Raw genomic sequence first — 12,647 nt, 5'->3', positions numbered from 1 at the left:
ATACTCCTTTTAATAAAACATTAACAATATATAGGAAACATTGTTCCAAGGACTTGCATATTTTGTTTATATAGTGATTATTTGGACATACAGTGTCTTGTCACTTTTCAAGTAATTCTACCACCTCTGTAATAGAAGTATGACAACTATGATAATAGGAGTGATGACAGAAAGGGGACACAAAAAGATGACGAGCCGGAGAATAGTAACCCTATTATTTTTAATGATAATGACTTTAGGACTATTGACTGTTTATTCAGAGACTAGGGAACTAAAGTTATTTATTAATGGAGAAAGAGTAAAGGTTAATAAGGAGTTGGGATACCCGTTTATTGACCACAATGATCGAACTCAAATTCCATTTAGAGCGTTTTCGGAGGCATTTGGAGCTGAGGTAATGTGGGAGCCACAAAGGCAAGTAGGTTATGCTGTCAAAGATAATACAGTAATCGCTGTACCAATGGGTGAGCATTATATAATAAAAAATGGCTATAAAATTGATAGTGATACAGAAAATATCATGATTAATGACCGTATCTATATCCCTCTGCGTATTGTATTGGAGGCATTTGATTGCTCAGTACAATGGAATGATGAGGAATGGGCAATCTATGTTGAATCAGATAGTAGTAAACTACCATCACCTGAGCAAATAGATATAAGCAAAGAGGGCTTAAGAGGTGTGGAGATGGGTGATTTTGTTTCAAAGTTGACAAGTACATTAGGGCAACCTAATAGAGTTGATGACAGCGAGTATGACTTTGTTTGGTACATTTATAACAGTGATTATAGCAACTATGTACAAGTAGGTGTGAGGAATAATCAAGTTGTTGCCTTCTATACTAATGCTGCTTATTGGCAATTAACTAACTCAGTTAAATATGGAGTATCTACTACAGCTTTAAAGCAGACATTTGAAACGAGGAGTGGTAGTAGCTCTCAATTATATGCAACCAGTCAAAATATTGAGTATACATTTTTTGTGGATAGTTTAGATAATAATAAAGTAACATCTGTTTTAATGATAGATGCCAACGTTTCAAACAGCAGTTATTACGGTAATGGTGGTGTTGAATTAGGCGTTAGCTTTGAGAAAGATATATTTGATCTTACTAATGTTGAGCGAGTTAATCGAGGGCTAGAACCTCTCATATGGAAAGAGGACGTTGCAACAGTGGCACGCTTACACAGTCAAGACATGAGTGATAATATTTACTTTAGTCATAGGAACCTTCAAGGTGAAGCACCATGGGAACGAGCAACTGATGCAGGTATTAAATATTCCTATTACGGTGAAAACATAGCAATGGGCTACAAAAATGCTATTTATGTTGTAAGTGGATGGATGAACTCATCAGGACATCGTAATAATATGTTAAATGAAAACTACAGCGGATTAGGCGTAGGTGTATGGTTTACAGAAAATAATGTACCTTATTATACACAGAATTTCATTAGTAATTAGATAAAGATCTCAATTCCTTTTTAGGTGTTGAGATCTTTGACATGTATGACTAATTACTATATGGTATAAACTAGATGTATCGAATTTATATCATATAAATTACTTAAGAGTTCAATATTTTATTTGATTATTTCATTCAACTTATAGAGATGAGGGAGAAACTATGAACAAAGAGCTGTTTGAAACTTATACCCATCAATTACTCCATAATGATACGCCAAGTGTTTACTTTAATGAACTAAAAGAGTTTGAAGATTATCCCAAGAATTTAACGATTTCTTATCTTTTCAAGCTGGATCAAATACCACAGAATAAAAAATATCATCCAGAAGGACATGTATGGAATCATGTGATGATGGTAGTGGATAATGCTGCCAAGTTGAAAAGTGCTAGCCGAGATCCAAAGGTGTTTATGTGGGGAGCACTTCTTCACGATATTGGTAAATTGACCACAACCAAAGTCCGTAAGGGGCGTATTACATCTTACGATCACGATAAAGAAGGTAAAAATCTAGCTAAGAAAGTATTAGAAGAACTTACTGATGATGTAACTTTTATAGAAGCTGTTATGCCTTTAGTTAGGTGGCACATGCAGCCTTTATTTGTTAATAAAAACTTACCTTTTCAAGACTTGAGAACCATGGTGAATGAAGTTGTTCCTACAGAAATTGGTTTGCTATCATTATGTGATCGATTAGGACGAGGTGAATTAAAGGATGTTACAAAAGATGAAGAGTTAAAGGGGATTATCAGTTTCTTGAAAGCGTGTATTAAATACTCAAGAAATCAAGACGAACTTGAAGAGTTAATAGAGAATATGGAAAAGGGAATGTTATAAATGTTTATACCATCAAGCGTACTAATTGAAAAAGATGCTTTGGAATATCCCCTTGGGCAACAGTTATATGAAACCTTTAAGGAACAAAGTAAAGTGGATGTGGTTTTGCTTAAATCTAATCGTGTAACAGGATTACCTAAAGAACGGCGAGAAAAATACGAAGCAGGTAAGAAGACTATCGTTATTGGCGTACGTAAAACCATGAAATTTCAAAGTTGTAAACCCTCAGCTCATTTTCAATTACCTTTAGTTACTGGATGCATTGGACAGTGTGAATATTGTTATCTCAATACTCAGTTTGGTGATAAACCCTATACAAGGGTCTATGTCAATGTTGATGATATATTGGGGCAAGCAAAAAAATATATAGATGAAATGAAAGAGATAACTATCTTTGAAGGAGCAGCAACTTCCGATCCATTACCGATGGAAGACTATACACATAGTTTAGCTAAAACGATCAATTTCTTTGGGCTGCAAGAAAAAGGGAGATTTCGATTTGTATCCAAATACAATAACGTGGATTCACTTTTAGGATTGGATCATGGAAATCATACGGAGATAAGATTTAGCATTAATGCAGAAGACATTATTAAAAAGTTTGAGCATAAAACCCCTTCTCTTAGTCAACGTCTTTTAGGAACCCAAATAGTAATTGAAGCTAAATACCCTAGTGGTTTTATCATAGCACCCGTTTTTCTAGAGGAAGGATGGCAGAAGCAATATGGAAATCTCCTTGATGATATTGACAGGACATTTAGCAATGTTATGTTAGATCATCCTATTACTTTTGAAATTATCTCTCATCGTTTTACAGCAAGAGCTAAAAATATCATTAATGAAGTGTTTGAGAATAGCGAGTTGCCCATGGATGAAACAGAAAGAAAGTTTAAATATGGTCAATTTGGCTATGGTAAATATGTCTATCAAAAAGAGCAACTTGAGGAGATGAAAATGTTTTTTCAGCAACGTATAGAGAAATTTTCATTTCCACATAAAATATTATATATTATATAGATTGTGTTCACAGATTATTAACAATAATTAGACAGAAAATCACACTATTTCTAGCTTTTCTATGCTAAAATAGATATATAAATGAGTAAAGGGTGATTTTATGTGTCTAAATCCTATTTATCTAAATATGATTTTAAGAGCATTTTTTATAGTAACCGCAATTTTATTAGGTTACGATATTATACGAACGATTCTCTTTACCAAGGGACAAATTAAAGTTTATAACATCTACAAATCATCAGCTAATTTTAAGTTTCTAATATTATTGATATTAGGTATATTCCTTTGGTTATACGTAGGGAATATTTATGTACTATTAATTATCGTTGCCTTTATGGTGGATTTACTTTTCCACACTCTGATTATAAAAGATGGCTTGTATGAGAATGGATTAGTATATGATGAATTGTTTATTAAATGGAGTCAAGTTAAAAGTTATGAAGTCCTTACACCTAATAAAATTAAATTAGTAATAGAAAGAAAACTATTAGGTAAAACTTTTAATAAGACCTTGGAAATTATGGTTAAAGAAACCGATGCAGATCTAGAGAGTTTTTTAAGTGATAAATAATTAAATTCAGTCAAGTTAGAGTTTAAGAGCAGCTTACTTTATTCATCGTTAAGCTGCTCTTCTAATGTCTTCAGCCTATGTTTGTTCGTTTGTAGTAGCTATCAAACATATGTTTGCTTTTTATGATTTCCTATGATATAATATTGCCTAGTTGTATGAAGAAAGTAAGTGTTTGTGAGGTGATTTAACATGAAAAACTATATACATGTAAAAGGTGCTAAAGAACATAATCTTAAAGATGTAGATCTAAAGATACCAAGAGATGAGCTTATCGTTTTTACAGGATTGAGTGGATCAGGGAAATCTTCTTTAGCTTTTGACACTATATATGCAGAGGGACAAAGACGCTACGTAGAAAGTTTATCAGCCTATGCCAGACAGTTCTTAGGACAAATGGAAAAACCTGATGTTGAACATATAGAAGGGTTATCACCAGCCATATCCATTGATCAGAAAACGACTAGCCGTAATCCACGTTCAACAGTAGGGACTGTTACAGAGATTTATGATTACTTAAGATTACTTTATGCTCGTGTAGGTATACCTCACTGTCCTAAGTGTGGTAAAGAAATTAAGAAACAAACTGTTGACCAGATGGTTGACATTATCATGGGTTTACCTGAACGTACCAAAATACAGATTCTTGCACCCGTAGTTAGAGGGCGTAAAGGACAGCATATTAAGTTATTAGAACAAGCAAAGAAATCAGGTTATGTTCGTGTACGTATTGATGGCAACATGTACGAACTTTCAGAAGAAATTTCATTAGAAAAAAATAAAAAGCATACCATCGAAGTTGTGGTTGACCGTCTTGTCATTAAGGATGGGATTGAAAAGCGTTTAACAGATTCAATTGAAACAGTCATGCATTTAACTGGTGGATTATTAGTTGTTGATGTTATAGATGGTGAAAGTATGAATTTCAGCCAAAATTTCTCTTGTCCAGATTGTAATATTAGTATTGATGAGATAGAGCCTAGGTTATTTTCATTCAATAACCCCTTTGGTGCTTGTCCACACTGTACAGGCTTAGGTATGAAGATGAAATTTGACCCAGAACTCATTGTACCGAATCCCCATCTTTCACTAGCAGAAGGGGCAATTAATGTTCCAGGGTGGAATGCAATATCCAATAAAGACAGTATGGCTCGTGCTCTCTTTGATTCACTATCCAAGGTATATAACTTCTCTTTGGATGTACCTTTTATAGATTTATCCGATGATGTAAAGGATATGATTTTTAATGGTACCAATGGTCAGAAAGTAACGGTTAATTTTAACGGGTCTTACGGTAAGAAGACTTACGAGTACGACTTTGAAGGTATTATTGCTAATCTCCATAAACGTTATCAAGAGACATCTTCAGAGTATATGCGTGGTGAATATGAAGCCTATATGACCAACACAGAATGTCATGTTTGTAAAGGTGCTAGGTTAAAGCCTGAAGCACTTGCTGTAAAAGTAGGGGATAAAAATATTTCACAAATCACAGAGATGTCTGTACGTGATGCCCATACATTCTTTAACCATTTAGAGCTAACAGAACGACAACAATTAATTGGTGAACAGATTTTTAAAGAAATCAACGCCAGAATTGGTTTCCTAGTTGATGTAGGTTTGGACTATTTATCTTTATCCCGGTCAGCTGGAACCCTATCTGGTGGAGAAGCTCAGAGGATTCGTTTAGCAACACAGATTGGTTCTGGTCTAGTTGGCGTACTCTATATATTAGATGAGCCAAGTATTGGACTACATCAACGTGATAATGAACGCTTACTTAAAACGTTGAAACGCCTTAAGGATTTAGGGAACACATTGATTGTCGTGGAACATGATGAGGATACCATGTTTGAAGCAGACCATATTGTTGATATTGGCCCAATGGCAGGTTCACATGGTGGTGCCATTATTGCACAAGGTACAGTAGAAGACATTATGGCGAATGAAGAATCACTTACTGGAGCCTATTTAAGCGGTCGTAAAAAGATTGAAATTCCTGATCAAAGGCGTCAGCCCAATGGTAAATGGCTAAAACTCAAGGGTGCCAATGAAAATAATTTAAGAGGTGTCAACATTGATATACCTTTAGGTATTTTCACTTGTGTAACTGGGGTATCAGGTTCAGGTAAGAGTTCATTTGTTAATGAAATTTTATATAAACGCTTAGCAAGAGATTTGAATAAATCAAAAATAAAACCAGGTAAACACAAGGATGTTGTTGGTATTGAACACCTTGATAAAGTAATCGATATCGATCAATCACCTATTGGTCGTACACCTCGATCAAATCCAGCTACATATACTGGAGTATTTGATCATATTCGCGATATCTATGCTCAGACTGCAGAAGCTAAAATGAAGGGTTATCAAAAAGGACGATTTAGCTTCAATGTCAAAGGTGGTCGTTGTGAAGCCTGTCGTGGTGATGGTATTATTAAAATTGAAATGCACTTTTTACCCGATGTCTATGTTCCTTGTGAAGTATGCCATGGTAAACGTTATAATCGAGAGACATTAGATGTTAAATATAAAGGGAAGTCCATTGCAGAAGTATTGGCGATGACAGTCGAAGAAGCTCTGGAATTCTTTGAGAATGTACCTCGTATAAAGAGAAAACTTCAAACCCTCAACGATGTAGGTCTAAGTTACATTAAACTTGGTCAACCATCTACAACACTATCAGGTGGGGAAGCTCAAAGGGTAAAACTGGCTACGGAGCTTAGTAAACGAAGTACAGGTAAGACCATGTATATTTTAGATGAACCTACTACAGGACTTCATTTCGCAGATGTCCATAAACTCATTCATATTTTGCAGAAGCTTGTAGAAGGTGGCAATAGCGTATTAGTTATTGAACATAACTTAGATGTTATAAAAACTTCAGACTATATCATTGACATGGGACCCGAAGGGGGAGACCGTGGAGGTAAAGTCATAGCAACTGGAACACCAGAGGATGTTTCTACTACAGCAGGTTCCTATACAGGACTATTCCTCAATAAAATTTTAAATAAAGATAAATAGCAATAAGACCTTGTTAAATGACACAGTTCGACTGTAGGTTGTTTGATGAGGTTTTTTTATATGAATAAACAATCAAAAACGATCAAATTATCTGGTTGGTTTGATGATAAACAATCAAATATAGAGTGATTATATAAATTTATGTGGTTGATGTTGTGCAACTAATTATGAAATTTTATTAATAATAGTTAAAATATAAGAAATTTTATTATAAAAAATGCTTGATTTTTGGTTTTGATTATATTATAATAAAATCAATCAAAAACAATCAACTTACAATAATTTAAATGATTGGATGTGATTGAATGCAGGGCATAGCTGTAAGTAAAGGAATAGGGATAGCTAGACCGTTTATTTATAATCAACAAGAAATAATCATTAATGATATAGAAGTTGCACAAGAAGAAATCGTGTATGAAGAAGAAAAGATTGATAGTGCATACCTAGAGGCAGAATTACAACTAAATGCTCTCAAAGAAAAGGCTTTAAATGAAATTGGAGAAGAAGAAGCTGAAATTTTTGAAGCACATTTGATGATGTTAAAAGATCCTATGTTAGCTGAAAGGATTAAGGAGAGTATAGATCAAGGGAAAAAGGCTGAAGTAGCAGTAGAAGCTGCAAGACAAAACATTGAGAAAATGTTTATGGCTATTCCTGATCCATATATTCAAGGGAGAGCTGCTGATATTAATGATGTGACAAGGCGTTTGATTCAAATTCTATTAGGTATCGATCACCAATCACTTGCAGATATTAATGAACCCGTTATCCTTATAGCTAAAGACCTAACGCCTTCTGACACAGTCGGGTTAAGTAAGCAAGTTAAAGGTATTATAACGGAGATCGGAAGTGAAACCAGTCATGCAGCCATTATAGCTAAAGCTATGGGGCTTCCAGCCATGGTTGGTGTAAAAAATGCAGTCCAAGCTGTTGATAATGCAGAAGTTATCATACTGGATACAGTTGACAGCAATATCATCATGGATCCTTCAGAAAGTCTACTAAAGAATTATCATGATCGTCTAGAGGTGCTTGAAAGAGAAAGGGATGCTTTAAAGGCGTTAAAATTCGAAAAAGCAATGACTACCGATGGTCATGTGATTAAGCTATATGCCAATATTGGAAGTACAAATGAACTACCTTATATGATTGAGAATGGTGCGGAAGGTATCGGATTATTGAGAACAGAATTAATCTATATGAATAGTGACCATTTTCCAACAGAAGAGGAGCAGTTCAACATTTATAAGGAAGTTGCTGAGAATGGTGGCAATGAGATCATCATAAGAACTTTAGACATTGGTGGGGATAAACAACTATCATATTATGATTTTCAAGAAGAAATGAATCCTTTTTTAGGCTTTAGAGCTATTCGTTTGTGTTTAGGTAAAGAAGAAATATTCAAGACACAATTAAAAGCTATATTAAGAGCAGCTATTTATGGAAACATTAAGATTATGTTTCCAATGATTACTTCAATGGAAGAGCTTAGACAGGTAAAATTAATCTTGGAACAATGCAAAAAAGAATTGAAAACAACTGAGGTAGCTTACAAAGAAGATATATCTGTGGGTATTATGATTGAAGTTCCAGCTGCAGTGATGATTGCCGACATGCTCATAGAAGAAGTTGATTTCTTTAGCATAGGAACCAATGATTTATGCCAATATTCTCTAGCGGTTGATCGAATGAATACAAATGTAGCTCATTTATATCAACCTCTACACCCAGGCGTTTTACGAATGATTAAAAAAGTAATTAAGGATGCACATGACCATGAAAAAATGGTAGGTATGTGTGGTGAAATGGCAGGGAATCCAGATTTCACACCAGTATTAGTGGGATTAGGATTAGATGAATTAAGTATGAGTCCTTCTTCAATACCTGTGGTGAAGAAGATTATTCGGCAATTAGACTATAAAAAAACAAGAGATCTGGCGAAACAACTTACTAATTATAATACAGTTTCTGATATTCAAAAAAGGCTCGAAGAGGAGGCACTAAAATGTTAATTAATGAACAGTTAATAGAAATGAATCTTAGTGTAAATACAAAGGAAGAAGCTATTAGATATCTAGCCAGTTTAGCAAAAGGGGCTGGAAGGATCAATAATATCGATGAGTATGTGAAAGCAGTCTTAAAACGTGAAGAAGAATGCAGTACAGCTGTGGGCTTTGGTGTGGCGATACCGCATGGTAAGACTGATGCTGTTAATGAACCATTCTTAGGATTTGCAAAAGTGAAAGACCTTGATTGGCAAGCGTTAGATGATAATACCGTTGATATTGTGTTCATCATCGGGGTGCCAGCAGCACAAGCAGGTTCTGAGCATCTTAAAATACTTGCCATGATTTCAAGAAAATTAATGAAACAAGATTTTAGAGAGCAACTCAGAAAAGTAGAGACTAAAGAAGAATTGCTTCATGTTCTTGAAGAAGCAATAGGATAGAGGTGAGGAAAATGTTTCCAGAAGAACGGAGAAAAGAAATAGTAACACTCCTTATGGCTAATCAAAGTATTTCAGTTAAGGAGTTGTGTGATACATTAAATGCTTCAGAAGCCACCATTCGTCGAGATCTTACCCTATTGGAACAAGAAGGGAAGATTGAACGGACCCATGGGGGGGCCATGATTAGTAGTAGTATTAATGTCACAGAGGAGCCATCTTTTTTTCAAAAAGAATCCAGATATCATGATGAAAAATTGAGAATAGCTGAGAGAGCATTTGATTTAATTAAAGAAAATGATAGCGTTGTACTGGATTCAGGAACAACAACATTAGAATTAGCTGGTCTTATTGGTGAATCAACCATTCCTTTAGTAGTGGTAACCAACTCAACTATGGCAGCCCATTTAATTGCCAAGAATGAAAAAGTTGAGTTATATACTGTTGGGGGTAAGGTACGCCTAAATACATTAGCTACAGTTGGGAATTTAGCTATAGATAGCTTAAGAAGGTTCAATGTGAATAAAGCTTTCATTGGTAGTAATGGTATTACCATTGAGAGTGGATTAACAACACCAGACTTAGCTGAAGCTGATGTGAAACGAGTGATGATGAATATGGCTTCTGAAGTGACTGTTTTAGTAGATCATAGTAAATTCAATAAAGTTGCTCTTTGTGAAGCTGGACCTATATCCAAGATTGACAGGATCATCACTGACACAGGGTTAGAGCAATATATATTAGATCAATATCTCCGTTATGACATAGATGTGATACGTGTTTAGAAGGGAGTGGGGGTATGATAACGACTATTACTTTGAATCCAGCAATTGATCGCACGCTCATTGTTGACCAATGTATTTTGGGAAAAGTACATCGCATTAAATCATGTAGGGAGGATGTAGGTGGTAAGGGAATCAACGTTGCCAAAGTTATTCATCTCTTAGAGGGTGAAACAACCGCTATTGGTTTTTTAGGAAGCAGAAATAAAAAAGAAATTGAAGCGTATTTTCATCAAGAAAACATTCAGTTTGATTTTGTTGATATTGATGATAAGAATAGAGTGAATACAAAGATAGTTGATTTAAGCACAATGACCACTACAGATTTTAACGACAGCGGCTTTCAAATTCATGCTGAGCAAATCAGTTTGATCAAGAGTAAAGTAGAAGAATATGCTAAAGTATCGGATTACATGATTTTCAGTGGAAGTATGCCCTGGGGGTGTTCAGAAGGCTTATATAAAGAATTAATAGAGTTGGTAAAAGACCACACAAAAACCGTTCTTGATGCTGATGGTAAACTTTTGGCGGAAGGTATAAAAGCAAGTCCCTTTCTCATTAAACCGAATATACATGAACTTGAAAATACCTTTGGCGTTAAGGTGGATTCTATAGAAGATGTTATTCATGCAGCACAAAAGATTAGCAAGAACTACGATATTCGATGGGTTTTAGTGTCCATGGGCAAGGAGGGAAGTGTACTTGTTTCCAAGGAAAAGGTTATCATGGCTAATCCTATTCCAGTGAAGGCTATAAATTCCGTTGGAGCAGGTGATTCTATGTTAGGTGGATTTATTAATTCTTATGCCTTAGATGAAGATCCTTTTAAAGCCCTTGTTTATGGGACGGCATGTGGAACTTTAGCGGTGACAACTGAGGGAACTCAAGGCTTCACAAAAGATCAAGTACAGGTAATACAATCAAAAGTCGTTGTTAATGATGTAAGTAGTCAATATGACCATCATTAATATAAATGTTTGATTCTTTCTTGAAATCAAGCGTAAGTCTTATAGTCTAGACATAATTGTGGTTGTGAACTCATTTAATAACCACGTACAAAGTGATTAGTCATAACATTTTATATTTTCTGTGATCTAATCAAATAATAAGAGGAGGGTTTTATATGAAAATTTTAGCTGTAACTGCTTGTACAACTGGAATAGCCCATACTTATATGGCTGCAGAAGCTATTGAAGAAGCAGCTAAATCCAAAGGGTATGAGGTGAAGGTAGAAACAAGAGGTTCTGTAGGGGTAGAGAATGAATTAACAGCAGAAGAAATTAAAGAAGCAGATGCTATTTTATTAGCATGTGATACAACAGTTCCTATGGAAAGATTTAATGGAAAAAAAGTATTAAGTGTTGCTGTAAGTGAAGCTATTAAAGACACTGGTAAACTTATCGATGAAGCATTAAAAGCTCCAGTATACGGTGGAGAAGATTTGGTTGATGAAGTGTCTAGAATAAAAGAAGAACGCAGAGGTCAAAGAAAAGGAGCGTATAAACACTTATTAAATGGCGTATCCTTTATGATTCCTTTTGTCGTTGCAGGTGGTATTGCAATTGCACTTAGTTTCTTATTTGGTTATGATGCATTTCAACAAGAAGGTACCCTTGCTGCTTATTTGATGGGAATTGGTGGTGGAGCAGGTGCATTTGGTTTAATGGTACCGATTTTAGCAGGTTATATAGCTTACTCTATTGCTGACAGACCAGGTCTAGCACCTGGTATGATTGGTGGTATGATTGCTGGACAATTGAATGCCGGTTTCCTAGGTGGTATTGTTGCCGGTTTCTTAGCAGGTTATATTGTTAAGCTCATTAAGAAGTATATTAAACTACCAAGGTCTTTACAAGGCATTATGCCTGTGCTTATTATTCCTGTACTTGGTTCATTATCAGTTGGCTTAATCTTGTTCTATGTTGTAGGCTCACCTGTAGCCGCAATCAATGCAGCCATGAATAATTTCTTAACGGGATTATCCGGTGCAAATGCAGTTGTTTTAGGGTTGGTCATTGGTCTTATGATGGCTTTTGATATGGGTGGACCAGTTAATAAAGCGGCCTATGCATTTGGTACTGGAACATTGGTTGCAGGGGCTGGTTCAATGACCATGGCAGCTGTTATGGCAGCTGGTATGGTACCACCATTAGGATTAGCTTTAGCAACTGTATTATTTAAGAATAAATTTTCTAATGCTGAAAAAGAGGCTGGTAAAGCAGCTTGGGTATTAGGAGCAAGTTTCATTACTGAAGGCGCCATTCCTTTTGCGGCAGCAGATCCAGTACGCGTTATTCCATCAATCATGTTAGGATCTGCAGTAACTGGTGCATTATCCATGTTATTTGAAGCAACTTTATCAGTTCCACACGGTGGAATCTTTGTATTCTTTGCAATTGAAAATTTATTAGGTTATATCATTGCAATTGCAGTAGGTACTGTAGTAACAGCTTTAACAGTTGGAGCATTAAAGAAAACAGCATAAACTATAGCAAGGAGGTATT

10 protein-coding genes are annotated in these 12,647 nt (G+C 35.3%); all 10 read left to right on the top strand.

The window, feature by feature from the left end:
• Positions 1-187 precede the first annotated feature (187 nt).
• The 10 genes from C1Y58_RS03530 (at position 188) to C1Y58_RS03485 (ending at position 12,628) form a co-directional block, all read left to right on the top strand.
• Positions 188-1,465 carry a stalk domain-containing protein gene (locus C1Y58_RS03530; protein ID WP_170311503.1) on the top strand — a complete coding sequence of 426 codons (1,278 nt, stop codon included), beginning with the start codon at positions 188-190 and terminating at the stop codon, positions 1,463-1,465.
• A gap of 163 nt (positions 1,466-1,628) precedes the next feature.
• Positions 1,629-2,303, top strand: coding sequence for an HDIG domain-containing metalloprotein (locus C1Y58_RS03525; RefSeq protein ID WP_105614593.1), 675 nt, complete (start codon positions 1,629-1,631; stop codon positions 2,301-2,303).
• A complete protein-coding gene (splB, locus tag C1Y58_RS03520; protein ID WP_105614592.1) occupies positions 2,304-3,320 on the top strand; it encodes a spore photoproduct lyase in 1,017 nt (338 codons plus the stop codon).
• Between the two features lie 100 nt (positions 3,321-3,420).
• On the top strand, positions 3,421-3,891 hold the full coding sequence (locus tag C1Y58_RS03515) for a hypothetical protein (protein ID WP_105614591.1): 471 nt from the start codon (positions 3,421-3,423) through the stop codon (positions 3,889-3,891).
• A 189-nt stretch (positions 3,892-4,080) separates the two neighbouring features.
• Positions 4,081-6,915 (top strand): excinuclease ABC subunit UvrA, encoded by a 2,835-nt coding sequence (gene uvrA, locus C1Y58_RS03510; protein WP_105614590.1) that lies wholly within the window; start codon positions 4,081-4,083, stop codon positions 6,913-6,915.
• A 305-nt stretch (positions 6,916-7,220) separates the two neighbouring features.
• Positions 7,221-8,927, top strand: coding sequence for a phosphoenolpyruvate--protein phosphotransferase (gene ptsP / locus C1Y58_RS03505; RefSeq protein WP_105614589.1), 1,707 nt, complete (start codon positions 7,221-7,223; stop codon positions 8,925-8,927).
• Positions 8,921-9,364 (top strand): PTS sugar transporter subunit IIA, encoded by a 444-nt coding sequence (locus tag C1Y58_RS03500; protein ID WP_105614588.1) that lies wholly within the window; start codon positions 8,921-8,923, stop codon positions 9,362-9,364. Before ptsP ends, C1Y58_RS03500 begins: the two co-directional genes overlap by 7 nt.
• Before the next feature lie 11 nt (positions 9,365-9,375).
• Entirely contained in the window at positions 9,376-10,146 is a 771-nt protein-coding gene (locus tag C1Y58_RS03495) for a DeoR/GlpR family DNA-binding transcription regulator (protein WP_105614587.1), read from the top strand.
• 14 nt (positions 10,147-10,160) lie between these two features.
• Positions 10,161-11,111: a 1-phosphofructokinase gene (gene pfkB, locus C1Y58_RS03490; protein WP_105614586.1), complete on the top strand. Its 951-nt coding sequence runs from the start codon at positions 10,161-10,163 to the stop codon at positions 11,109-11,111.
• Positions 11,112-11,266: 155 nt separating this feature from the next.
• Complete coding sequence (locus tag C1Y58_RS03485) at positions 11,267-12,628, top strand: PTS fructose transporter subunit IIC (protein ID WP_105614585.1); 1,362 nt, start codon at positions 11,267-11,269, stop codon at positions 12,626-12,628.
• Positions 12,629-12,647: the final 19 nt, after the last annotated feature.

The sequence above is a fragment of the Vallitalea okinawensis genome (genome assembly GCF_002964605.1).
Classification (GTDB): domain Bacteria; phylum Bacillota; class Clostridia; order Lachnospirales; family PQDH01; genus Vallitalea_A; species Vallitalea_A okinawensis.
The sequence above is the reverse complement of the archived record's forward strand: the minus strand, read 5'-3'. Positions and strand labels throughout refer to the sequence as shown.